This window comes from Vaginisenegalia massiliensis, assembly GCF_900604935.1.
Taxonomy (GTDB): Bacteria; Bacillota; Bacilli; order Lactobacillales; family Aerococcaceae; genus Vaginisenegalia; species Vaginisenegalia massiliensis.
The window spans coordinates 33784-59213 of the sequence record NZ_UWPC01000011.1 but is presented as its reverse complement, the minus strand read 5'-3'; the positions used below and the strand labels follow the sequence as shown (position 1 = coordinate 59213).

The window sequence follows — 25430 nt, the reverse complement described above, 5'->3', positions numbered from 1 at the left end:
ATTGGTAAATCCATGTTTTTAATAAACTTGTATTAACATTATACTTTTTGCATATTAATTTATACCCGAGTTTTTCTTCCCTGTATTCATTGATAAGTTTTAATTTAAAGGCTAATTCATGTTTTTTATTCAAAATAAACACCCCTAAAGTTGAATTTTAAGGTTCAACTTTAGGGGTGCACTACATTTTTAGTATGGTCTTTTTTTATTTTAGTAACTTATTTTGTCAATTGTTAAATAAATAGGTATAATGTGAGTACCTTCTAACTTGTGATAAAATTTATAAATATATTTATTCTGTCATTGCATCAAGGTTTGGAACTCAACAGATTGGGAGGGGACAAACATTGAAAATTGATCAATTTGATGCTGTAATTTTCGATATGGACGGGACTATAGCAGATTCGGAGTATGCTTATTTTTTAGGATGGCGTGATGCGTTTAAAAAATATGATGTTCCAATAGCAGACTGTGAAATTAAATCTTGGTCGGGTTTAAGTGCTGAAGCTACATCAAAAGCGATAAATAGAGTGACAAGGAAGCCTGAATTAATTCCTATTTTACGTCAGCATCGACAAGACTATTTTTTTAATCTATTGAGACAAGGGCAAGTTGAAATGAAACCTTATTTGATTGAACTGTTGGAATACTTAAAGCAACATGATAAAAAAATAGGTTTAGCAACATCAACTTATGCTGATCGAGCATGTCCTATTCTTGAAAAATTTGGCATTAAGTCCTATTTCGATGTAGTAAATTTTGGAAATCAGGTTAGTCACCTAAAACCAGCGCCCGATATTTATTTGAAAACGCTAGTTGATTTGTCTTGTTCAAAGAATCGGTCCTTAGCAATCGAAGATAGCGAGTCAGGGATTACTTCTGCTTTTCGAGCGGGCATTACTGTCGCTGTAATTCCAGATTCTAGTTTTGAACAAGTTGGTCAAAAAAAATATCAAAATGTTTTTGGTGTTTTTCAAGATTTTAATGAATTGAAACGTTATTTGAAAACAGAATAATAAACAATTAGAAGGAGAATTATGATGAATACCGACACTTTATTAGAACAACTTTCGAGTGAAAAATTATTACCGCTTTATACTGCAACAAATCTTGAAGTTTTAACCGATGTAGAAGAGAGTTTGTTACAAAATGGATTTCATTTTATCGAAGTTACATATCGTAGTGATTTGGCAAGCAAAGCGATTAATCAGTTAGCACAGTCAGGCAGACTGATTGTAGGTGCTGGGACAGTTTGCGATTTAACCACTGCTAAAGATGCAGTGAATAATGGAGCAAAGTTTGTAGTAATGCCGGGAATTGATGAAGAGGTTGTTCGTTTTTGCCAAAAGGAAAATGTTTTAGTTATTCCTGGGGCAGTAACACCAACCGAAATTATTTTGGCTATGAAATTAGGACTTAAAGCTGTTAAATTTTTCCCAGCAGATGTTTATGGAGGATTAGATGCTATTAAGGCTTTGAGCGGACCGTTTCCTAAGATGAAATTTTTACCTACCGGTGGTGTTTCAGCAGACAATTGTAGAGACATTTTAAATCATCCTTCAATTTTGGCTGTAGGAGGTTCATTTATTATTTCAGAAAAATTGGTATCCCAGGATAAGGGGATGACTGCTAGTAAACATTTGGCAGAATTAAAGAATCTATTAGGATAGTTAAAAGAGCCACATAATCATAAAAAATACCCGATTATTTCTTGAAGATAAGAATAATCGGGTATTTGTGTGTCTAAATAGATAATTAGTGACGGAAAACAATTTAAAGACGGGTGATTTTTAATGCTGACCTAATTCTTTCTAAAGATTGAGAGCTTTGCTCCTCATTTCTATACATAATAATTGTATAAATTATATCCATAACTGTAAGATACAGAATTCGAGAAGTTAAACTTTCGGTACGAAATTTTGATTCTTCTGAAAAGATTATAAATGTTTCATCTGAGTAGTCTATTAAATGACTCGTTGGGTTTCCGGTTAAAGAAATAATTTTGCAACCTGTTTCCTTCAATATTTTAGCTAGTTGTAAAGTTTCTTGTGTATCACCGGTGTGTGAAAAGAGGAAGGCGCAATCATGCGGGCCTAATTTTGTTGCATATGAGAGTTGGATGTGATAATCCGCAATATAGTTGCAGTAATACTGAGATCTAATAAACTTGTGATAAGCATCAAAAGCAACAACAGAGGATCCGCCTTGACCAAAAAAATGAATTGATTTAGATTGATCCAAAAGTTGAAGTGTACCTTCTAAAGTTTGCTTATCTAAAGAATTAATTAAATTAGCTAATGACTCTTGGTTAAAATGAATAATTTTTTGCGCAACATCCCATGAAGAATCTTGACTAGTTATATCAGAAAATGCTGAGATTGTATTTTGATGTTGCGTTTGCGCGTCAGAATTACTTGCCAATTCAATTTTAAATTTCTGAAAACCTGTAAAACCTAATTTTTTAACAAAGTTAAAAATGGTTGTTTGGGATATTCCAGATTCAACTGAAAGTTCGGATATAGTCTTATTGATTAGGTCCTTTTCGTTTAATGAAAGAAAATAATCAGCTAAATTTTGTTCTGAAGATGAGAATTTTGATTTATGTTGCTTAATTAGATTGCGTAAATAAGCATTTTTCATCTGGTAAATCCCTCCTTTTAAAATACAGTATAACGCTTTCAGCTCTAAAAATAAATGATTTTTGAAAAAAATTCTTTTTTGAAAGCCTTTACTAAAAAATATTTTAATGGTATTCTTTGGTGGAAGGATAAAGAAAGGAGAAGAGGATGAAGATTCTATGAAATGATCATCGAAAGAGTCATAGAATAATACAAGTTAGAGGGTGATGTAATGACAAAGAATAAAATCGCAATTGTCAATTCTAGTAGTTTTGGAAAAATTTTTCCACATCATATTTCCCAATTAAAAAAAATTGGAGAGGTGAATCATTTCCGTTTTGATCAAGATATTCCAGGAAAGGACTTAGCTGAAGCTTTAAACGGCTATAATATGATCATTTCGAGTGTAACACCTTTCTTTACTCAAGAGTTTTTTGAACATAAAGACGAATTAAAAATAATCTCTCGCCACGGTATTGGTTTTAATAATATCGATTTAGAAGCCGCAAGAAAACATAATACCATTGTTTCTATCATTCCTGCTTTAGTGGAACGAGATGCTGTTGCTGAACAGAATATCACGAACTTATTGAATGTTATGCGTAAAGTCAGTCAATCAACAGCTCGTGTTAAGGAAGATAAGTGGAGTGATCGAGCATGTTTTGTTGGACACAGTTTATATAATAAAACTGTTGGAATCATTGGTATTGGAAATACGGGTTCATGTGTAGCACAGACTTTACGCTATGGCTTCCGCTGTAGGGTCATCAGTTACGATCCAAACAAAAGTAGTTTAGACATGGCTCAGTTTGGTGCTGAAAAAGTGTCTTTTGAAGAATTATTAAATCAGTCGGATGTTATATGCTTAACAGCTAATTTGACAAAAGATTCGTATCACATGATTGATCAAAAGGCAATCTCACAAATGAAGAATCATGTTTATATCTCGAATAGTGCGCGTGGAGCTTTGGTTGACGAAGAAGCTATCATCACAGCATTAGAGAGTGGGAAAATTGCTGGTTACGCTACAGATGTCTTAGAATCTGAACCGGGTTCAAAAGATCATCCATATTTAAGTTTCGACAATGTTATAATGACCCCTCATACGGCTGCCTATACAATGGAATGCCTTGAAGCGATGGGTGATAAATGTGTTCAAGATATTGAGGATATGGCACAAGGGAAATTGCCAGTTCGTTCAATTCAAGCAGAGAGTTGCTTCATAAAATAATTATTTATAGATAAGGAGGAAAAAACATGCAAACATTAACTATGACTCAAAGTTTGTTAATTGCCTTATGGACTGCAGCAGTTATGTCTAGATGGTTAGGAGGAGGAGCGACTTTAACTTTACGTTTTTCTCCATTAATGACAGGTTTAATTTGCGGTATCGTGATGGGTGATGTAGTAGAAGCTATGAAAATAACAGCTGCTTTGCAATTGATTTATATGGGAGTTTTCTCACCTGGGGGAACAATGCCACAAGAACCAGCCATTGCTGCCGCTATCGCAGTACCAGTTGCTTTGCTTGGGAATATGAAGCCTGAGGCGGCTATTGCAGTGGCGGTACCAGTTGGTCTTTTAGGATCATATTTATATCAATTCCGTTTCTTCTTAAACACTTTTACAGGGCGAATGATTGATAAAGCGGTTGAAAATCTTGATCATAAGGCAATTGGTCGCTCAGTTATCTGGATTCCAACCATTACTTCATTTGTGCTCTTTGTTCCATTAGTCTTCGTTGCACTATACTGGGGTGCTCCAGTCGTTGCTGATTTTATTAAAGGTTTAGAAGGTACTGTCTTTATTCATATACTAGAAGTCTTAGGTGGTGGATTAGCAGCTATCGGGATTGCTACAACAATCTATGTTATCGGTCGTAAAGACCTGCTTGTCTTTTTCTTTCTTGCCTACTTCTTATCGGTTATCTTTAAACCACTTGAAGTAACGATGGTTACTTATGCTGTTCTAGGGGCAATTTTTGCAGGAATTTATGTGTTATTAAAACAGGCACCTACTGTTGCGTCAGCTAGTGCAAATACACTAAATGATGATGACGATGATGATTTTTAATAGATAGGAGGAGAAAAGCATGACTGAAGTAAAAAACACTACATATTTACCGGAAGAAATTACTCAAAAAGATGTGACAAAAGCATATTTAAGATGGCACTTTGCTAATGAGATTCCACATTCATTTGATCGTTACTTAGCTCCCTCATTACTATATGCAATGACACCAATTTTGAGAAAATTGTATAAGTCTGATGAAGCATTAAAAGCAGCATATAAACGTCAACTTCTATTCTTTAATACTCAGTTGACTTGGGGTGGTGGCGTTATTACTGGTTTAATGTCATCAATGGAACAAGCTCGCGCTCAACAAGAAGTGAATGGTGAAGAAATTACCATGTCTGATGATTTGATGTACAATACCAAAGCAGGTCTTATGGGAGCTTTAGCTGGAATTGGAGATGCAATTGACTCAGGAACAGTTCAATATATCTTTATTGCAATAGCGGTGCCTTGGGCTCAACAAGGGTCTGCTTTAGGTGCACTCTTCCCATTTATTGCTTTTGCGTTGTATCAATTGGCTGTGGGATTATTCTTTTCACGTCAAGCTTTCAAAATGGGCCGGAATGCAACAAGTTTGATGGCTGATTCAAGTATTAAAAAAGTAATTGAATTTTTATCCGTACTTGGTTTGTATATGATGGGTGTTTTAGCAGGTAATTATATTAAACTTAGTTCAAGTTTAGCCTTTACAATTTCCGGAAAAGAATTTGTCATGCAAGAAATTTTGGACAAGATTATACCAGGGATTATTCCTCTATTAACGGTTATGGGTGTTTATTGGTTCTATAAGAAACATGGATTAAATGTCATGAAGGCTATGCTCTGGTTAACAGGAGTACTAGTTGTGCTTGCAGCAATCGGAATATTATAAGAAAGTAGGAGTTAGAATGGGAGAAATTAATTTAGCTCGGGTTGACGAGCGCTTAATTCATGGACAAGTAATGATCACTCTGTCACAAAGATCGGGAGTAAATTCGATTTTTGTGGTGGATGATGTCGTAGCTAAAGATAAATTCATGAAAGATTTGTATAAGAGTGCTGGTGGCCGCACAGGTCAAAAAACAATTGTCATGTCGACAGATAAAGCTAAATTTTATTGGGATGAATATCAATTCAAGGATTATTCTGCCATTCTAATTAGTAAAAATGTAGAAACAATCTATGAGCTAGTTAAACATGGCATTCCAGTAAAAGAATTGAACTTAGGTGGTATAGCTCGTAAAACTGATGAAGATAAACAGGTAACGAAGACGGTCTATCTAAATGAGGCAGATGCTCGTAAATTAAAAGATATGAAAGAAAATTATGGTGTAGTTAATATTTATTTTCAAGCGACACCATCTGCAGAGAAAACAGGACTAGACTCAGTGTTATCAATGTTTAATTTATAGCAGGTGATTGAAATGGACTTAAATGAGTATCAAGCAGACTGGTTTTTACGATACGGACACATTTGTAGAAAACGACAGACAGATCAGCAAAAAGCAAGATTTATTCACAGTTTGTTGATTGATTTGCAACAAATACGGTCTGATATTCGCATAGTTGAAGCCAGAAATGTTGATTCAAATGGGGTTTTGAGTCGTAACATATATGTGGGAGATGTCAAAAACGCTTCTGTAATTTATGCGACTTATTATGATACTCCACACTATCATTTAGGTCCGTATTTCTTTATGAACCGAGCCAAACAATCCAGACAAACATTGGTTTTGAATTTCATTAGTAGTTTGGGGCTTATATTAATAGGAGTAGTATTTACACTAAAAATAGCCATTCCATATATGAGTCGTGATGAACACTTATGGTATACATGGGGAATAATGGCCACAAGTTATTTTGGAATTACGTGGTTAATTGGTAAATTGGCAACAGGAATTCCTTCACGGTATACGCTTATTCGCAATACATCGAGTCTTTTATGGTTATTAAATTTTATTTCCTTAAATAAAAGCAGCCATATAGCATTTGCATTTTTAGATAATGGTGTAACAAATGAGCATGGTTTACAGAGTTTACTTATTTCGACTCAGAGAAGAGCAAAGATTGTGCACTTTGATTCAGTTGGAGCGAATGCTCCGCTGTATGTAGAAACGAATGGGAGATTACAAGTTTTGGATGAGGCAATTCATCAATATCAACACGGATTAATAAGGGTGATGGCAGGTCAAGCCGAAGGCCAAACTATCAGACTTAGTCAATCAATGTTGAAAGATACTAACTTGAATCAAAATAACTTGAATCTTTTAACTAAATTATTTACAAAGGAGGATGAAAAATGATTGGAATTGTAATTGCTACTCATGGGAAAATGAGTGATGGCATGAAAGATGCGGTCAATACTATTGTTGGCTTATCGGATCAAATTGTTACTTGCAATTTGGTAAATGGTCAATCTGTTGAATCCTTAGGTCAAGATATAAAAGTAGCCATAGAATCAGTAGATGAAGGACAAGGCGTTATTGTGTTTACAGATTTAGTCAGTGCCAGCCCATATAATCAGACAATAATGGCAATTAGTCGCCTTCCAGAAACAAAAAAAGCGGAGGTTTATATTTTAGGTGGAGTAAATCTGCCGATGGTATTAGAAGCTGTAAATCATCGCTTATTAAACACGGATATTTCAATTGCCGTTCAGTCTATCATGCAGCAAGGTGCAACTAGCATGGGCACGTGGAATGTTTCCCAATTGGAAGAGTCAACAGATGTGGAGGATGATGACTTCTAGAAAGGAGTAATCAATAATGAAAGAATTAATTATTAAACCAGGGCCTCAATATTATCACTATGATGAAGGTGCAATTGATACTATTCCGAAGATGTTGAGAGAATATCATGCTAAACGAGTGCTGGTAATCCATGGAACAGTTTCCTGGCATAAAGCTCAAAAGTTCTTTGAGAAAGTTTTGAGTTCAACTGATTTTGAGTTTATTTTAGAACAATACAATGGCGAATGTTCATTTGATGAAGCTGAGAGGATTTCTAAACTTATTAAAGACAAAGCAATAGATTTTGTTATTGGCGTTGGCGGAGGGAAAATGTGTGATTTGACCATGTTAGCGTCATCTTATACTATGACTCCATTTGGAGTGGTTCCAACTCTTGCGAGCAATTGTGCTCCTTGGGCTGCTCTGTCAGTTATGTATAAGGAAAATGGTATGGCTGAAGGTCGTTCTGCACATCAAAATCATAATGCAGCATTCTTGATTACAGATCCTTATTTGGTTGTGGATTCCCCGGTTCGCTACTTCATTGCAGGCATCGCGGATACTCTGGTGAAATGGTATGAATCCGATCTGGTCACTTCCCAAATAGAAATAAAGGATGCTCCCTTGATTCAGATGGGACGTTTTGCAGCGAAAATTTGCCAAGATGCAATTTTGAATGATTCTTTAGCTGCCGTTGAAGATATGAAAAATGGGCAAGTAACCAGTGCATTCATCAATGTTTCTGAAGTAGTTATTGTTATCTCTGGTTTGGTTGGCGGGTTAGCAGGTAAATATGCCCGCAATACAGCTGCTCATACAGTTCATGATGCACTTTCAGCTGTATTACCAGGGCTTCATGATTATTTGCATGGTGAGAAAGTGGCGTATGGGACTTTCTATCAATTAGCTTTAGAAGGAAAATGGAGTGAAATTGATCGATTGATTCCATTTTATAAAGCTTTAGACTTACCTTTGTCTTTGACTCAAATGGGCGTATATCCCTTTGAAGATAATCAAATGGAAGAAATAGTGACAATAATGAATGCTAAAGAAAAAATTCACTTACTACCCTTAGAAATTAATGAAGCAATTTTGAAGCGAGTTTATGTTGATTTAGAAAGTTATTTAACAAAGTATATTGTTTAATAGAGAGGTGAGTCCACATGATGAAATGGACGTTTAGATGGTATGGGCAGGATGATCCTGTTAGTTTGGACAAAATTCGTCAAATTCCTAATATGTATGGTGTTGTTGGAACTTTAGTTGGGAAATTGCCAGGTGATATTTGGACGATTGACGAGATAAAAGGACTTCAACAAGAAGTAGAAGCAAAAGGTATGAAATTAGCTGGAATTGAAAGTGTTTCAGTTCATGATTCGATAAAGGCTGGGACTTCAGACCGTGATATTTATATTGAGAACTATAAAGAAACTGTACGGAATCTTGGTAAATGCGGTGTTGGGGTTATTTGTTATAGTTTTAAACCTATTTTCGGTTGGGCAAAAACCAACTTAAACTATCAATTGCCAGATGGGTCATTTACTTTGGAATATGACGATGCAGTTGTTCAACAAATTGAACCAAAACAAATGTATGGTTTGATTTCAGGTCAAACGTCAGGATTTCAATTATCCGGTTGGGAGCCAGGTCGGTTAGAACGCTTTAATGAATTAGAAGCAATGTATGAAGGGATTACAGAGGATAAATTATTTGATAATCTTAAATACTTCCTTGAAAGAGTTATTCCTGTGTGTGAAGAAGTAGGAGTTAAGATGGCGATTCATCCGGATGATCCACCGTTTGATATGTTTGAATATCCACGCATTACTAAAAATAAAGAAGATATTCTTAAAATTGTAAATGCAGTTGATTCACCATGTAATGGTGTGACTTTCTGTACTGGATCATATGGAGCGAATCCAGAAAATGACTTAGTGGATATGATTCATGCCTTGAAAGGGAAAATCCATTTTGCACATTTACGAAATGTGAAGATTTTAGGTCATCGTCACTTCCTAGAGTCTGCTCATTTAAGTAGTGAAGGATCTTTAGATATGTATGAAATTGTTAAAGCATTAGATGAAATTGGCTTTGATGGTATAGCTCGACCTGATCACGGTCGAACAATTTGGGGTGAAGTAGCGCGTCCAGGTTATGGACTATACGATAGGGCTATGGGCATTACCTATTTGCAAGGTCTTGAAGAAGCAGTCGAAAAGGCTAAGCATTAATGTGCTATAAACACTAATTTATAAATAAAATTGAAAATTAAAAAGGGCAAACCAATGTTGAAAGATCTAATCCAGAGATGATTTGGAAATAGTCTTTAGCAGGGGTTTGCCATATTTTTTGTATGCTGAAAAAGATATTTACGGATTAAATTATTTCCTTTTTTAAAATTATCATTCTTATTTTTGGCTCAGTCGTTCAGCGAAGGGGATATCAACTGGAGCCCAGTCAAGATTCATCAACCCATCTTTATCAATCCATTTAGCTTGAATGTGTTCAGTTAATTGAAAATAATCTTGAGCGAGGCTGGCTAAATAAACTTGCATTGTGACTCTACCGAAGTCATAAATATGTGAGTTTTCCCCTAAGTAGGAATGAATAGTGAGTTCGGCATGGAGTTCTTCCTTTATTTCGCGGATTAAGGCTGATGGAGCATCTTCTCCTTTTTCAATTTTGCCGCCGGGAAATTCCCACAGATTAGCTAAAGCCCGTCCAGGGCCACGCTGGCAGCAGAGGATTTGTCCTTGGTCATTTATTATTGCCGCGGCCACAACATGGATTTCTTTAATCATATTTTTCATCTCCAGGATCTATAATCTTATATAACGATTCATTATAATGATCTTATCATAAGATTGGTGGGGGTTAAAATGGAAAAGGAAACGACGGCTGAATATTTATCCTACCTCGAGGATTCGATTAAATATGGATTTATACATAATATACAATATCAACACACGGGTTATGCTCCTAAGCTATTACTGAATGATGGAGCAACGGGTCAAACAGTATTAACAGATATTCAGAATGAACTGAAAAAAGCCAATACTTTTTGTTGGAATGTAGCATTCGTGACAGAAGCGGGTATCGCGATGATTAAGTCTCAGATACTAGATTTTGCTCGTCGAGGCGGTCAAGGAAGAATATTAATTTCACCCTATCTAGGCTTTAATTCTCCCAAAGCGTTAACAGAGTTATTAAAACTACCCAATATTCAAGTCCGAATGACTAAGGCAGAATTGAATAGTCATGCCAAACTCTATTTGTTTGATCACGGATTAGAAAAGGCTATTATTATTGGTTCATCCAATCTAACACATAATGCCTTGAAGCTGAATTATGAATGGAATATAAAATTATCTTCTGCTCAAGATGGGGACTTTATTCAGCGAGCTCAAGCTGCTTTCAATCAAATCTGGGAACAGTCCGATTTGTTAGATCCGATTCTCATAGAGCAATATGCTAAGCAAATATTTAAACCAACTGTTTTTAGCAAAGATATATTACAAGAAAAGCAAGTTGAATATCAGCGCCAAATCCAACCCAATAGGATGCAAAGGGAAGCCCTTAAAGGGATTGCGCAGCTACGGAAACAAGGGGCTAAGAAAGCTCTCGTTATATCTGCAACGGGAACAGGTAAGACCTATCTGTCCGCCTTTGATGTTCGATCCTACCGTCCAAACCGCTTTATTTTCATTGTTCACCGCGAACAGATTCTAGCTAAAGCAAAAGCGGACTACCAAAAGGTCATTGGGTTTAGAGATGAGGAAGCATGTATTTATCGGTCAGGACAGGATCTTTCTTCCTATCGCTATGTTTTTGCTACTATTCAATCTCTTTCACGTATGGAAAACCTCAACAAAATTGATCCAACTTGGTTTGATTATATTTTAATTGATGAAGTTCATAAGGCGGGAGCTCCGACTTATCAGAAAGTAATGAATTACTTTAAACCAAACTTTATCTTAGGTATGACAGCTACCCCCGAACGGACTGACGGCCAAAATATTTATGAATTATTTGATTATCAGGTGGCATACGAGATTCGTTTACAAGATGCGTTAAAAGAAGAAATGTTGTGTCCATTTCTATATTTTGGCGTGACGGATATTTTAGTTGATGGTCATGCCGTTGACGAGGAGACTTCTTTTGCTGATTTAACCTCACATGCCCGGGTGCAACATATTTTGGATAAAGTCACTTATTATGGCCACGCGGGAGACCAAGTGAAAGGCTTGATTTTTTGCGCGAATAAGGCTGAAGCCAAAGAAATATCACACCAGTTGAATGGCTATGGATACCGAACAATAGCCTTAACAGGAGATGATAGTCAATTAGTTCGTCAGCAAAGGGTGAATGAGTTAGAAACAGGCAAGCTAGATTATATTTTGACAGTGGATATTTTTAATGAAGGAATTGATATTCCGAGTATTAATCAGGTTGTCTTGTTACGGAATACAGAATCTAGCATTATTTTTGTGCAGCAGCTAGGTCGAGGTCTTAGAAAACATCCGAGCAAGGATTTTGTGACAATCATTGATTTTATTGGAAATTACCGAAATAACTATTTAATTCCGGTGGCCTTGTTTGGCGATCAGTCAATGAACAAGGATAATTACCGGCGCGAATTAGTCAATCGTAACCAATTAATGGGTTTAACTACCATTAACTTTGAAGAAATTGCCAGTAAACAAATTTTTGATTCGATTAACCGAGCAAATTTAACCAACTTGCAGATTTATCGTGAGGCTTATCATGAGCTAGCTAATCGCCTTGGTCGTGTTCCTCTTTTGACGGATTATATGCAACAAAATAGTTTAGATCCAGTCGTATTCTTTGAAAAAGGGTATGGCCATTATGGACAACTCTTAAGTAAATTCGGGATAACAGATTACCAGTTTGAACAAGACTATGGTGATAAAGTGTTAACATTTTTAGCTAAAGAATTACTTGAAGGCAAAAGACCCCATGATATCTTATTGTTGCAGCAATTAAAAGCGTGTGGTGGACATTTGAACCGGCAAAAATTCTGGCATGATTTACAGGTAGACGGTTTATACGTTGATGACAAGATTCAAAACGCTGTTGAAAATTTTGTCAGCTTAAGCTTTTTCAAAGAAGCTGACCAACTTAAATACGGTCAAGAAATTTTGCTAATGAATCATGAAGACTATTATTTATCTCCAGAGCTACTAAACTGTTTAACAATACCAGCCTTTGCTGTGCTGTTTGATGATTGTTTGCAGGCTGGGTTACTGCGATCTAAAAGATATCGAGCGGGTTATCAGCAGGACCAGATTGAAATTGGACAGAAATATTCGCGTAAAGATGCTTGTCGCCTGTTGGGTTGGGAACGAGACGAGTCGTCAACGATGTACGGTTACAAGACCAAGCATGGAACGACTCCAATATTTGTTACCTATCATAAGCGAGAAGATATTTCGCAATCGACTCAGTATGGAGATGAGTTCATTAATGAACAGATTTTTCATTGGTATACACGGAGTAGACGACATCTAGAATCAAAAGAAGTTGTGGAAATTGTTAATCATCAAACAAATGGGAATCAAATTCACCTGTTTGTCAAGAAAGAAGATGGAGAGGGACGTGACTTCTATTATTTAGGCCCTGTAAGTTTAGTCCCAGATTCTGCTCAGAATAGTCAGATGTTTGACAAGGGGCAACCGGTTTCCGTTGTCACGATGGATCTAAAATTAAGTCATCCTATGACATATGATTTATACCACTATTTAGTGGAAGCTTAAATAAATTTGGAATAAGACTGTATTGTGAAGATCACAAATAAATTATTTAGCTGAAATAAGATAACTAGAGCAAAAGAATTTGGTGCATTCTTTTGCTCTTTTTTATATGAAAAAAATTCAGATTATATTGCTTTACATTATTTTTACATTGAATTTACTGAGAATTAATGAATCCGCTTTATACTGGTTTTATTGACAGATAAAGGAGTGTAATAAATGAAATTATCAACTTTTGCATCTAGCGCCTTGCTTTTAGCCTTGGTTGCTGGCCAAACAGTCGTACATGCCCAAGACGTTAAGATTAAAGACGTGAAACACTTTGATGTTGAAGTCGGCCAGGATATGTATGTTCCTTATAAAGGTAAGACAGAACAATTTAAAGATGGTTTTGTAACGGGCTTCGGTTCAGCTATTACCTTTAAAGGTTTGGACAAAGATGGCAACCCAGAATTTTGGGGCTTAACTGACCGTGGTCCTAACCTTGATGCGCCAAATTATGAAAAAGGTGAAGACGATGTCTTAACCAGTAAAATTTTCCCAAGTCCAGATTTCACCCCTGAAATTGGTTTGATCTCGTTAAAAGATGGTAAAGCGACAGTGACCCAAACGATTCCTTTGCAAGATAAAGAGGGTAAGAATATTACAGGTAAACCGATTGAACCAGGTAAAGTAGGTTCTTCTAACGAAGTCGCGCTTGATGAAGAACTAAACGATTTAGGCTACGATGAACATGGTATGGATACAGAAGGAATTGCGGTTGATAAAGATGGTAATTTCTGGATCTGTGATGAATATGGACCATTTATGACCCAATTCGATAAAGATGGTAAGCAAATTAAGCAATTGGCTCCGGGTAAAGGCTTGCCTGAAATCTTAGCCCAACGGATTCCTAACCGTGGTTTTGAAGGTTTAACCATTACGCCAAGTGGTAAAGTTGTCGCAACTGTTCAAAGTGTGTTAGATGTTGAGGGAGAAACCTCTAAAACAGCGATGTTTACTCGTGTGGTAGAGTATGATCCTCAAACTGAGAAGGTTCGTATGTTTGCTTATCCAGTTAATAAAGATGACTATAAGAAAATCAAAGATTGCAAAATTGGGGATATCTTTGCTGTTTCAGATACGAAGTTCCTAGTCATCGAGCAAGGTAAAGATGCTCAAGGCGAGATGATGAATAAAGTCTTCTTATTCGATACTGAGAAAGCGACTGATTTAACCGATAAGAAGGTAGACGATAAAGAGTTAGAATTCGTTGAGAAAGTTGAAGATCTTGGTGATATTACCATGGGTACTAAAACTGAGTTAGTAGACCTTCGTAAAGAAGGATGGACAGCTGAGAAGGCAGAAGGTTTAGCCTTATTCAATGACAACAAGACCCTTATTGTAGTCAATGATAATGACTTCGGTATCAAAACGGTAACTAAAGACGAGTCTTTAAAAGATCCAGACATTACCGACTATACGTACAAGCCAGAAGATAAGACTTTTTCATACAAGGTCAAAGATGTGAAACCAGAAATTAGTATGGAAGCTAACGATGAGAAATCTCAAGTTTGGACAATTGAATTCGACCAAGTCATTAAATAATAGAAGAATCTAAGTGAATCAAGATCCTCATACCGTCTAGTGTGCCTGTGAGCAACTAGACGGTTTTTTGTTAAATAAACTCAAATCAAACACACATGAATAGCGTATAATAGTCTTAACATCGAAGAAAGTAGGGAAGAGAAATGACACAACGCATTCTATTTATGGAAGATGAAGATACCATCCGAGAAGTTTTGAGTGAGTATCTAAAGATTGCGGGCTATCAAGTTACTCAAGCGGCGGATGGCCAAGTTGCCTGGCAATTCATTCAAGATCAAGAATTTGATTTAATCATTTTGGATATCATGGTTCCCCATATTTCTGGTTTAGAGATTCTTCAGCGTTTACAAGAGCAAGCCAATGATTGTCCAGTGATCATGCTAACGGCTTTAGGCGACGAGAAGATTCAAGTTGAAGCCTTTAATCATTATGCGGATGATTTTATCATTAAGCCGGTGTCGCCACTCATTCTGCTAAAACGGGTGGAGACCGTCTTAAGAAGAGCAGCCAATCGTAAGAAACCAGTAGAGCCAGCGTCTTCGACACAAGCTACAGATAGACCTGATTTGGTGCTAGACGATTTGGCTTATAAAGCCACCTATCAAGGGCGAGATTTGGACTTGACCCTGTCGGAATTTCTGCTCCTACAGTTGATGCATGCGCATCCGGGGCAGGTCTTTACTCGCGATCAATTAATTAATCATGTGTTTGGCCAAGATTATATCTGTACCGATCGGATAATTGACACCCACATTAAAAATTTACGTAAGAAATTACCGATAGCCTGCATTAAAACAGTCATTGGCTTGGGTTATCGTTACGAGGTGACTTATGAAACTAAATAAGAAGACCTTAGTCTATAGTTTCGTATTGACCCTCAGTTTGGCTACTTTTATTTTGACCTATTTAATTTGGCTCTTACCTAATCTCTATCTAGATAATGTAGTTAAATCCAATACTCAAGCCAGTCAAGCTTTTCACGAAGCCTATCTTGAACACAAAAGCTTTCCTGTAGACAAAGCTCCCAATATGTCCGGTTCTTTAACGGTCTTTTGCCCCCGTGATAAGCAAGAAATACAAATTGGCTCTGCCTATGGAACCTTAACTCTTGTCGTGAAAGATCCCCAGATGCGGTCTTTTCTTAACTATTTAAAAACCGTCGACTTTAGCGATCCGGATTTCAAATTTGATCCTACTTACAGCTCGAAGGAATTCTCCCAAAAACTTTTAAATCAGTTGGAACGGGAATTCGAGGTTAAGCTAAGCCGGAGCAAGATGAAATTCGACGATAGCAAACAGCAAAATCAGATTATTCGCAAGAAAAACTATGTTTTACTAGTCAGTTCAGTTGATGACAAGAAGGCCCTCTATTCAAATACAATTGGCTTTAGCCAGACCAAGGATGGTTTGCGTTTATCTTACACCCCCTTTTCAATGTCCAAGATGGATGATATTCAACAAGTTGTCTGGGGCAGTTTGCCGATGATTCTATTAACGTTAGTCCTATTTACCTCATTAGCGAGCTTGTTCTTTGCGCGCACTATTATTGAACCGATTCAACGCTTGGCCACTCATGCTCAACAATTAAAAACCAGTCAGTTACAAGTCAGAGCGCCTTTACAAATGAAATCAAAAGACGAGATTCAGGACTTGGCTGCCAGTGTAGACGAGATGTATCAGAGTTTGCAACGGACCTATCAGGCTTTACAAGTAGCTTATGATAAACAAGAATTATTCTTGCGAGCTTCGTCACATCAGCTTAAAACCCCAGTCGCGGCGTCCTTATTACTGATCGATTCCATGATTGATGGGATTGGTAAATTTAAAGATCATGAGGTTTATCTACCTAAGTTGAAGGAACAAATTCAGTCCTTACAGCGTCTGATTGATGAATTGCTCATCCTAAATCGACCGGCTAATGATCAAGAATTTCAACCTGTGGCTTTGAATGATTTACTGGCTGGCTTGGTTGATTCCTATCAGATTTCTGCTCAAGCTAAGGGATTAACCTGGCAAGTCAGTCTAGATCAACAAATCATCACCACTCAAGTGGATCTATTAATCAAACTCATAGACAATCTAGTTGCTAATGCCGTAGAGCATTCGCCGAAGCAGTCGGCTATTCAGGTGTCCTTAGCAAAGGGTGTCTTAACGATTCAAAATGATGGGCAGATTGATGAAGCGATGTTGGATACGATTTTCCAACCTTTTACAACAAGTAAGAGTCATCTCCAATCAGGCGGTTTGGGTCTTTATATTGCGCAACGATTTAGTCAGACGCTAGGTTTTCATCTGAGTGTACGCAATCTTCCTGGTCAAGTTGAAACGCGACTTGATTTTAATCAAGCTCACATTGACCACAAATCAAGTTCACAAGGCTAGACTATACTAAGTTTATAGAAAAGGAGGAAGAGATGAATGATTCATATTGATCAACTTAAAGTGACTTATGGGCAACAAGTTGCCCTGAATATTCAAGAGCCGATTGATATTTTGCCAGGACAAAAAATTGGCATCATTGGTAGCAATGGAGCAGGTAAATCAACTTTGATTAAAGCTTTGCTTGATCTGATTCCCTATCAAGGGCAAATTAGATGTACACTAAAGCCTAGTCAAATGGCGGTCCATTTACAGTTCAATGAATACGTTGAGACGATGTCTTGTCGTCATATCATGGAGACCATTCTCCAAACCACTCTTAAGGATAACGCTGACTTAAGAGAACTAGTGGCCTATTTTGAAATGGAGGATCAACTTAATAAGAAGTATAAGCATCTATCGGGTGGTCAAAAACAACGTTTTACCTTAATTATGGTTTTGTTTCATAAGGCGCCAGTTACTTTCTTTGATGAGATGACTTCGGGTTTGGACTTCGAGACTAGACAGAAACTCATGACCAAGATTCAAGATTGGTATCAAGATTCTTCTGCTACATTCTGCTTGGTTTCGCACTACTATGAAGAACTCGAACAACTCGTCGATATCATCTTGTTATTGGATCATGGTCAAGTGGTGGCTTATGGCGACAAACAAGCCTTGTTCCAAAAATATTGTGGTCGTCGGGTCGTCTTGATTGATCGTACACCGAATAATGAGCAAGTCGTTCAATCCCATCCTCAAATTGTGTCCGCATCGCATCAGATCGCCATGCCAGTCAATTCAATTCAAGAAGAATCAGAATTAATTCAAAGTCTGATTCTTGCGGGAATAGATTATCAGTGCACGAGTCATGATATTGAATTAATGACCTTAAATGCTAAAGCAGCCTATAAGCAAAGAAAAGAGGTGCCTTATGCAAGCTAGATTATTAAAGTATGAAATTCGTAATATTTTGGGTAACTTCTTTATTCCTTTATTTGGGATTATTTTTCCAATCTTTATGGGAATTATCATTCCGGCGTCGGTCGTTGAAGAGGTGCCTAAATTAATTCGGCAAGAAGTGTTGAATTCGATTATTTTAAGTATGAGTTTGATGATTCCCCTTTGTGTAGGCTTTATCGGTTACGCTGCTTCCTACGCGCAAGAGAATGAAAAGCAAATTCCCTTGCGTATGAAGTTGTTTGGGATTTCGAATAAGCGCTTTATAGTGACCAAAGTCTTGGGCCAATTCTGCGTTATTTCAGTGACCTTCTTGGTTTACTTTGTCACCATGCATTTTGTACATGGGTTTACCATTAGTAACTTTAAGGGAATGCTGATCTTCTTCGCTTTTATGTATTTGTTTACAGCTGCCTTTTTGATGATTTCTCATGCAATTGCCGATTTAATTGGCAAGTTTGGTCCCACCTATGGCTTGGTCATGTGTATTTACTTCTTCCTTTTATTTATCTCAGGCTCCATGGGGATGCGGTACGAGGATTTCCCACCATTCTTACAGAAAATCGCCGATCAGATTCCGCTAACCCCCTTTGGACAACACGCTTATGATATATGGCGTGATAAACTAACCAACTATAGTAGCCTCATCCAAACTACGATTTCCTTATTGGCAGTAGGAGCCTTGTTACTTATCTGGTCAAATTATAAGAAGAAACAAGCCATTTAATCATAGCCTTGAGCCGACATTTGAAATGTCTGCTTAAGGCTTTTTTTGTGTGAAAGGGGCATAATCAACATAATAGTATGTCATGTTGATTTTAAAAAATTCACAATTTGAAGTCTCCTTAAATTCGTATGAAAGCTTGCTCTTATCCACTTTTCTTTTTTGTTAGCGAAGCGTCTTAATTAATTATTCATAATCGAGCCTATATAAAGCTTTTTATAAAAAAGTGTTATCCAAAACTTCATAGATATTTCGTAAATCGCGAAATGAAAGTTCACAGTCGGGTGTTATTCTTTGAGTATAGAAATGAGACAACAAATTTTAATAAAAAAGGATGATGTAAAATGTTCAACCAAACAAAATGGAATTCAAAAGCTCAATCGTTTAAAGTGGCTTCTTCTTGTGCTTTGCTTTTATTAAGCCCAGTAGCCTTGGCTATGCCTAATGTGGGATCATTAACGGGAGGCCTTCCACAAGTTTATGCTCAAGCAGCCAACCAACAAGTAACAATCAATGCTGTTGCTCAAGGTGATACGACTGTTTCAGGGACAGCTGCTCAAGGTACAACCGTAACCGTTCAATTTGCCGATGCAAGTAAAGAAACAGTGGATACTGCAGCTGACGGAACTTGGAAGGTTACCGTACCACAAGGAACAAGCCTAAATAACGGTGAAATCGTCAAAGCGACTGCCGGCGATCCATCAGGTGATTTTACCTATCAAGAAGTAACGATTGGCGCAGGCGCGGACACCACGACACAAGCTGGCAATGTTGATCACTTTATCAAAACGGATGAAGTAAAAGAAAATGCTAAAAGCATAACAGGAACAACCAGTCCTAAAGGAACCGTAACAGTTCGTTATGAAGCAACCGGTGATAAATGGACAGTAGATGCCGATGCGAGTGGTAAATGGTCGATTGATTTACCAAGTTCAATCAGTCTTAAAGCAGGGGAAACCTTGCAAGTAACAGCTGGTTCAACTGATCAACAAATGAAGACTGAGACTATAACGGTCGTAGCTGACACTCAAACACCGGCTACAAAACATTCAGTAACAATTAAACCTGTAGTAGAAGGTGCTAAATCGGTCAGCGGTACAACGTCTCCTAAAGCAACTGTGACCGTTTTATACCAACCAACTGGTGATAAAGTAACCGTGGACGCTGATGCTCAAGGTAATTGGACAGCTAACTTAGATAGTTCAATTAGTCTTAAAGCCGGTGAAGTGCTTGGTGTAACCTCAAACTCAACTAGCAACGAACAAGCTTATCAAGAAGCGACTGTCGAAAAAGTGGATGGTGCAACAACCGAAGCTAAAGCTCAAAAGAATTTTGTTAAAGTAAACCCTGTTAGTGTAAACGATAAAACAATCAGCGGAACGTCTACTCCTAATGCAACTGTCTTAGTACAATTTGATAAGACGGGTGATAAGGTTGCTGTTGATGCGAATGCTAAAGGTGAATGGACCATTAATGTACCAAGTACCATTCAATTAGCTGAAGGGGATGTTTTAAATGTTACTTCAAATTCAACGAGTAACGAACAAGCTTTCCAACAAGTGAAAGTTCAAGGCGCTGCTACTACACAAGCAAATAAAACTAGTGAAAAAGCTAAATTACCATCTACAGGTGAAGCAGCACAAAATCTAGGTGTGGTTATCGTATCCCTTCTTGTCTTAGGTGGCGTTCTCTTCTACTTCGGTAAGAAGAAAAGTGAAAACAAATAATTAACTTCTTAATCTCGTTCTCTTCCTAAGCAAGGTCCAGACTCTGTCTGGGCCTTTTTTTCTTGACCATAGATTGATATTCTTCTATATTGATAAGTGTCGATAAAATGTGAGGTGAGAAAAATGAATTATGAAGATACAGCTCAGATTCTTAAAGCATTAGCGGATCCAACGCGTTTGAAAATTATCTCATTATTAGGAGATAGACCATTATGTGCCTGCCAACTATTGGAACATTTTGCGTTAAGTCAACCTACCATGTCACATCATCTGAAGATTTTAGAGAAAGCACATTTAATTCAAGTTGATAAGCAAAGTCAGTGGCATTATTATTCTTTGAATTATGATCAGACCTTTGACTTGATACAACAATTAAATCAGATGGTGACTGAAAAGACTGTAGAACTATCACTAGAAGAGGAGTAAGAAAATAAAATGACATTTGCTCTAGAAATTAAAAATTTAAGGAAAGTATACGCCACCGGAGTAGAGGCCTTGAAAGGTATTGATTTACAAGTTGAAGAAGGTGATTTCTATGCCTTATTAGGACCGAATGGGGCAGGTAAATCAACCACGATCGGGATTATTACGTCCCTAGTCAACAAAACTTCTGGTCAAGTGAAAGTATTTGGTCACGATATCGATACGGATCTCGTATTAGCTAAACAACAAATTGGCCTGGTACCGCAAGAATTCAACTTTAATCCTTTTGAAACAGTACAACAAATCGTGGTGAACCAAGCGGGCTACTATGGTGTTCCACGTAAAGAGGCTCTGGCTCGTAGCGAGAAATACTTGAAGCAATCGGATCTATGGAACAAGCGCCACCAAAAAGCCCGAATGTTATCGGGCGGGATGAAGCGACGCTTGATGATTGCGCGGGCCTTGATGCACGAACCAAAATTACTTATTCTTGATGAACCGACGGCCGGTGTTGATATTGAGTTGCGCCGTCAAATGTGGGATTTCTTGCGTCAATTGAATGAAGCGGGAACGACGATTATATTAACCACCCACTATCTTGAAGAAGCAGAAATGTTATGTCGTAATATCGGAATTATTCAACAAGGACAGCTTATCGAAAACACGTCCATGAAAGCCCTTTTAGCTAAATTACAGTATGAAACCTTTGTTTTTGATTTGGACCAAGCGGTCAACCAGCTAGAGGTTCCGGGTTATCAGGCACAGTTAGTTGATGCGAATACCTTAGAGGTTGAGGTTGAACGCAATCAAGGGGTTAACGGGATTTTCCAGGCTTTAAGTCAAGCCGGAATCAAGGTCTTATCGATGCGTAATAAGACGAATCGTTTAGAAGAATTATTCTTGAAATTAACTGAGAAAGCTCAGACTGACAAGGAGGAAAGCCAACATGTTTAATCTCTACTGGACCGCTTTAAAAAGTCTAGCCTATAAGGAAACGAACCGTTATTTACGAATATGGATTCAAACCTTAGTGCCTCCGGTGATCACCACGTCTTTATACTTTATTATCTTTGGTAACTTAATTGGTCGACGGATTGGGGACATGGGTGGGTATTCCTACATGGAATTTATCGTTCCAGGCTTGATTATGATGTCAGCCATTACCTCATCTTATTCCAATGTAGCTTCGTCCTTCTTCTCACAAAAATTCCAGAAGAATATCGAAGAATTGTTAGTAGCGCCCGTGCCGACTCATGTTATTATGTGGGGCTTTATCGCGGGTGGCGTCGGTCGTTCCCTCTTGGTCTCGACTTTGGTGACTATGATTTCCTTATTTTTTGTTCCCTTACATGTTCATTCGTGGTTTATGGTAGTTGTGACCCTTCTGATGACAGCTATCCTATTTTCTTTGTTAGGCTTACTCAACGGTATCTTTGCCCAATCCTTTGATGATGTGTCAATTGTACCAACCTTCGTTCTCCAACCCTTAACCTATTTGGGTGGGGTCTTCTATTCCATCAGTATGTTGCCACCGTTCTGGCAAGCCGTGTCAAAAATTAATCCGATTGTCTATATGATCTCTGGATTTCGTTATGGCTTTCTAGGAACGAAAGATGTACCCGTCGTTATCTCCATGTCAATCTTGGTCGCCTTTATCTTTGGCTTGTATCTAGTCTCATGGCAATTAATTGAAAAAGGCCGCGGGTTGCGTAGCTAAACCTTTTGATAACAAAGGAGCCTTAAATGTGCTAAATAAAAAATAACTTAATCAAGATATTTTACATTTGGCCGTGCCGGCCACTTTAGAAAATATATTACAAACCTTAGTAGGCTTTATCGATGCCTTTATGATTGCGAAAATTGGCTTGGTCGCCGTTACGGCGGTTGGTTTGGCCAATACGATTCTTAATGTTTATTTGGCGGTCTATATTGCTCTTGGCGTCGCAGCGACTGCTTTGGTGGCAGAACGTATTGGGGCTAAACAAGTGGAGTTAGCTCAAACATACGGAGTGAAAATCCTCCAGATGACGACTCTGATTGGTCTAGTATTAGGTGACATTTCTTGGGGCTTGGCCCGACCATTTCTGCAATTGATGGGGGCTGATGCTCAGGTCTTGCCACAAGCTAGTCAATTTTTTGTCTGGGTCGGGGGCTTTACACTCTTAATGGGTTATCATACTATTCTTGGGACGCTCTTACGGGCCAACGGTGATAGCTTAACACCCATGAAAGTGAGTCTCTTGGTTAATTTCCTTAATGTTGGCCTAGACTATCTCTTGATATTCGGTTGGGGACCCATTCCACGATTAGGTGTACTGGGAACCGCTTTAGGAACCGTGATTTCGCGGGCTATCGGTGTACTAATCCTCAAAGTACGACTAGATCAGACGTCCTTAGCCTTTAAGTGGCGATCTGTGCTTGCGATGCAAGCCGACAAAACAGTGTGGCAGTTGGCTTTGCCAGCGGCTTTAGAGCGTTTGGTCATGCGTCTAGGACAAGTCTTGTACTTCTCCTTAATTGTGATGATTGGTAACAAAACCTTTGCGGCTCACTCGATTGCGGCAAATATCGAAGCCTTTACTTATATGCCGGCTCTCGGTTTGGGATCGGCGGCGGCTGTTCTGGTGGCTAATGCGATGGGGGAAGGGAATCCGCAGAAGAATCGTTTTGTCACCTATCGCTGTATTCAATATGGGGTGGGGCTTATGACCTTTATGGGTGTCATTCTATACTTTATTGCGCCATGGGCAGCTGGCCTATTCACGCAGGATCTTGAGGCACTCAATCAAGTGGTGACGGCCTTGCGGATTGATGCCCTTGGGCAACCGGTCGTGGCGATTAGCCTCATTATGGCCAATGTCTTACAAGGAATGGGCGATACCAAAACGCCATTAATCTCAACCAGTGTGGGAATGTGGGCGGTTCGAGTCTTAGGAGTCTACTTCTTAGGCGTCATTCTTGAGTGGGGCATCGCTGGTGTTTGGTGGGCCATCTTAATTGATCTCAGCCTACGGTCCATTGTGCTTTATGGGCGCTACCGTCAGCATCTCACCCGCTTAGAGTCAATCTAATGACATTGTCCAACAAGTTACCGTGATTCTTTCCCTAGCGGTGGGTGGACTACTAGGTAAGTGGCCTCCACCTCTTTTTGGATGAAAATGCTTAGTAGCATTATTTGGCTTACTTAATGGACTTAGTTTATAATAAATAAGCTGAGAAAAAGGAGGAGTTCCATGTTAACTATCGCTTATATCGGGAATGGCAAGTCTACCAATCGCTACCATATCCCTTTTGCCCTAAAAAGTGGCCGCTTTAAGATTAAGACGATCTACTCACATTCGGCTAATACCGATTGGCTACCTTTGGAAGGAGTACATTATACGCAAGATTTAGACGATATTTATCTTGATCGTCAATTAGATTTGGTGGTTGTGGCGACGCCAAATCAGTGGCATTATCATTATGCAAAAGCCTGCCTCGAGCACGGACACAATGTCCTCGTTGAGAAGCCTTTCACAGCGACTTTGGCTCAAGCACAAGAATTATTTGCTTTAGCTGAACAGAAAGATCTCTTTATTCAAGCTTATCAAAACCGGCGTTTTGATGCGGATTTCTTAACCGTGCAAAAAGTGATAGAGAGCGGTCGCCTAGGGGACTTGTTAGAATTAGAAATGCACTTTGATTATTTTAGACCGCAAGTGCCTTTAGCAACAGACCATTATTCACGTGAGGAAAGCTATCTCTATGGTCATGCTTGTCATACAGTTGACCAAGTAATCAGCTATTTCGGTCGTCCTGACTCTGTACATTATGATGTTCGACAATTACTAGGCAAGGGGCGGATGAACGACTATTTTGATTTGGATTTCTACTATGGGGCCTTGAAAGTGTCAGTCAAATCTTCCTATTTCCGGATTAAAGAACGTCCTAGTTTTGTCGTTTATGGTAAACAAGGCATGTTCGTTAAGGCCAAGAAGGATCGACAAGAGGCTGATCTCAAGCGTTTCTATATGCCAACTCAGGCTGATTTTGGTTTGGATCAACCCGAAGATTATGGGGTTTTAACCTATCAAGATGAAGCGGGTCAATTCCATGAGGAGACGGTGGTTTCACAAGTTGGAGATTATAGTCGTTTTTATGAGGCAATCTATCAAAGTATAGCTCATGGGGCACCTAAATTAGTATCTGATCAAGAAACCCTATTACAGATGGAAATACTTGAACAAGCTATTAGCAAATTAGAAGCTGACCAGTAAGTTTGTCTAGCCTGATAAAATTTTTGCCTCGAAGCTTCTCGCTCGAGGCAAAATTTATGGTAAAATAGAAGTTAGTTTAATTGTAATCGAATTTAGACGATCCCTTCCCATAGTATAATGGATATTACAAGGACCTCCTAAGTCTTAGATGTAGGTTCAATTCCTACTGGGAAGATTATGAACGCCGAGGAATTTGGCGTTTTTTTAGTGGTATAAAGGAGC

Annotated in this window: 24 protein-coding genes; 22 read left to right on the top strand and 2 right to left on the bottom strand. The window is 38.2% G+C overall.

The genetic code is table 11. The annotated features are described in order from the left end of the window. Positions 1 to 347: 347 nt before the first annotated feature. On the top strand, positions 348 to 1016 hold the full coding sequence (locus EIH20_RS07475; RefSeq protein ID WP_124059314.1) for an HAD family hydrolase: 669 nt from the start codon (positions 348 to 350) through the stop codon (positions 1014 to 1016). Between the two features lie 24 nt (positions 1017 to 1040). After that, positions 1041 to 1670, top strand: a complete 630-nt coding sequence (locus tag EIH20_RS07470) for a bifunctional 4-hydroxy-2-oxoglutarate aldolase/2-dehydro-3-deoxy-phosphogluconate aldolase (protein ID WP_124059321.1) — start codon at positions 1041 to 1043, stop codon at positions 1668 to 1670. 103 nt (positions 1671 to 1773) lie between these two features. Here the strand turns inward: EIH20_RS07470 and EIH20_RS07465 are convergent, their stop codons facing one another. Continuing rightward, positions 1774 to 2640: a MurR/RpiR family transcriptional regulator gene (locus EIH20_RS07465; RefSeq protein WP_124059312.1), complete on the bottom strand. Its 867-nt coding sequence runs from the start codon at positions 2638 to 2640 to the stop codon at positions 1774 to 1776. A 210-nt stretch (positions 2641 to 2850) separates the two neighbouring features. On the opposite strand from EIH20_RS07465, the gene EIH20_RS07460 reads away from it, so the two are divergent. The 8 genes from EIH20_RS07460 to uxuA are packed head-to-tail and all read left to right on the top strand — an operon-like array spanning position 2851 to position 9633. Beyond that, a complete protein-coding gene (locus EIH20_RS07460) occupies positions 2851 to 3849 on the top strand; it encodes a D-isomer specific 2-hydroxyacid dehydrogenase family protein (RefSeq protein ID WP_124059310.1) in 999 nt (332 codons plus the stop codon). A 26-nt stretch (positions 3850 to 3875) separates the two neighbouring features. Next, positions 3876 to 4691, top strand: a complete 816-nt coding sequence (locus tag EIH20_RS07455; RefSeq protein WP_124059308.1) for a PTS mannose/fructose/sorbose/N-acetylgalactosamine transporter subunit IIC — start codon at positions 3876 to 3878, stop codon at positions 4689 to 4691. Between the two features lie 19 nt (positions 4692 to 4710). Next, positions 4711 to 5565, top strand: a complete 855-nt coding sequence (locus EIH20_RS07450; protein WP_124059306.1) for a PTS system mannose/fructose/sorbose family transporter subunit IID — start codon at positions 4711 to 4713, stop codon at positions 5563 to 5565. 16 nt (positions 5566 to 5581) lie between these two features. Further along, positions 5582 to 6085 (top strand): PTS sugar transporter subunit IIB, encoded by a 504-nt coding sequence (locus tag EIH20_RS07445; protein WP_124059304.1) that lies wholly within the window; start codon positions 5582 to 5584, stop codon positions 6083 to 6085. Between the two features lie 12 nt (positions 6086 to 6097). Beyond that, positions 6098 to 6976: a hypothetical protein gene (locus EIH20_RS07440; protein ID WP_124059302.1), complete on the top strand. Its 879-nt coding sequence runs from the start codon at positions 6098 to 6100 to the stop codon at positions 6974 to 6976. Then, positions 6973 to 7422, top strand: coding sequence for a PTS sugar transporter subunit IIA (locus EIH20_RS07435; protein WP_124059300.1), 450 nt, complete (start codon positions 6973 to 6975; stop codon positions 7420 to 7422). Before EIH20_RS07440 ends, EIH20_RS07435 begins: the two co-directional genes overlap by 4 nt. Positions 7423 to 7435: 13 nt before the next feature. Next, a complete protein-coding gene (locus EIH20_RS07430; protein ID WP_124059298.1) occupies positions 7436 to 8548 on the top strand; it encodes an iron-containing alcohol dehydrogenase family protein in 1113 nt (370 codons plus the stop codon). A 20-nt stretch (positions 8549 to 8568) separates the two neighbouring features. Next, on the top strand, positions 8569 to 9633 hold the full coding sequence (gene uxuA, locus EIH20_RS07425; RefSeq protein WP_124059319.1) for a mannonate dehydratase: 1065 nt from the start codon (positions 8569 to 8571) through the stop codon (positions 9631 to 9633). A 177-nt stretch (positions 9634 to 9810) separates the two neighbouring features. On the opposite strand, the gene EIH20_RS07420 is transcribed toward uxuA, so the two are convergent. Next, positions 9811 to 10203 carry a (deoxy)nucleoside triphosphate pyrophosphohydrolase gene (locus tag EIH20_RS07420; protein WP_124059296.1) on the bottom strand — a complete coding sequence of 131 codons (393 nt, stop codon included), beginning with the start codon at positions 10201 to 10203 and terminating at the stop codon, positions 9811 to 9813. Positions 10204 to 10281: 78 nt separating this feature from the next. On the opposite strand from EIH20_RS07420, the gene EIH20_RS07415 reads away from it, so the two are divergent. From EIH20_RS07415 to EIH20_RS07360, 12 genes are all read left to right on the top strand, one after another. Further along, positions 10282 to 13176 (top strand): DEAD/DEAH box helicase, encoded by a 2895-nt coding sequence (locus EIH20_RS07415; protein ID WP_124059293.1) that lies wholly within the window; start codon positions 10282 to 10284, stop codon positions 13174 to 13176. 216 nt (positions 13177 to 13392) lie between these two features. Further along, on the top strand, positions 13393 to 14760 hold the full coding sequence (locus EIH20_RS07410; protein ID WP_124059291.1) for an esterase-like activity of phytase family protein: 1368 nt from the start codon (positions 13393 to 13395) through the stop codon (positions 14758 to 14760). Positions 14761 to 14903: 143 nt separating this feature from the next. Then, a complete protein-coding gene (locus tag EIH20_RS07405; protein WP_124059289.1) occupies positions 14904 to 15605 on the top strand; it encodes a response regulator transcription factor in 702 nt (233 codons plus the stop codon). Next, positions 15592 to 17142 carry a sensor histidine kinase gene (locus EIH20_RS07400; protein WP_124059287.1) on the top strand — a complete coding sequence of 517 codons (1551 nt, stop codon included), beginning with the start codon at positions 15592 to 15594 and terminating at the stop codon, positions 17140 to 17142. The genes EIH20_RS07405 and EIH20_RS07400 overlap by 14 nt, the downstream gene beginning before the upstream one ends. 36 nt (positions 17143 to 17178) lie before the next feature. Then, positions 17179 to 18063, top strand: a complete 885-nt coding sequence (locus EIH20_RS07395; RefSeq protein WP_124059285.1) for an ATP-binding cassette domain-containing protein — start codon at positions 17179 to 17181, stop codon at positions 18061 to 18063. Next, positions 18053 to 18805: an ABC transporter permease gene (locus tag EIH20_RS07390; protein WP_164470910.1), complete on the top strand. Its 753-nt coding sequence runs from the start codon at positions 18053 to 18055 to the stop codon at positions 18803 to 18805. The genes EIH20_RS07395 and EIH20_RS07390 overlap by 11 nt, the downstream gene beginning before the upstream one ends. A gap of 341 nt (positions 18806 to 19146) precedes the next feature. Further along, positions 19147 to 20529, top strand: coding sequence for an LPXTG cell wall anchor domain-containing protein (locus EIH20_RS07385; protein ID WP_124059281.1), 1383 nt, complete (start codon positions 19147 to 19149; stop codon positions 20527 to 20529). 123 nt (positions 20530 to 20652) lie between these two features. Beyond that, entirely contained in the window at positions 20653 to 20955 is a 303-nt protein-coding gene (locus EIH20_RS07380; RefSeq protein ID WP_124059279.1) for an ArsR/SmtB family transcription factor, read from the top strand. A gap of 9 nt (positions 20956 to 20964) precedes the next feature. After that, positions 20965 to 21906 (top strand): ABC transporter ATP-binding protein, encoded by a 942-nt coding sequence (locus EIH20_RS07375; RefSeq protein ID WP_124059277.1) that lies wholly within the window; start codon positions 20965 to 20967, stop codon positions 21904 to 21906. Next, the gene (locus EIH20_RS07370; protein WP_124059274.1) at positions 21899 to 22669 is read left to right on the top strand and encodes an ABC transporter permease; all 771 of its coding nucleotides are present in this window, start codon (positions 21899 to 21901) and stop codon (positions 22667 to 22669) included. Before EIH20_RS07375 ends, EIH20_RS07370 begins: the two co-directional genes overlap by 8 nt. Before the next feature lie 73 nt (positions 22670 to 22742). Further along, positions 22743 to 24023 carry an MATE family efflux transporter gene (locus EIH20_RS07365; protein ID WP_338133175.1) on the top strand — a complete coding sequence of 427 codons (1281 nt, stop codon included), beginning with the start codon at positions 22743 to 22745 and terminating at the stop codon, positions 24021 to 24023. Between the two features lie 162 nt (positions 24024 to 24185). Beyond that, on the top strand, positions 24186 to 25208 hold the full coding sequence (locus EIH20_RS07360) for a Gfo/Idh/MocA family oxidoreductase (protein ID WP_124059270.1): 1023 nt from the start codon (positions 24186 to 24188) through the stop codon (positions 25206 to 25208). Positions 25209 to 25430 lie beyond the last annotated feature (222 nt).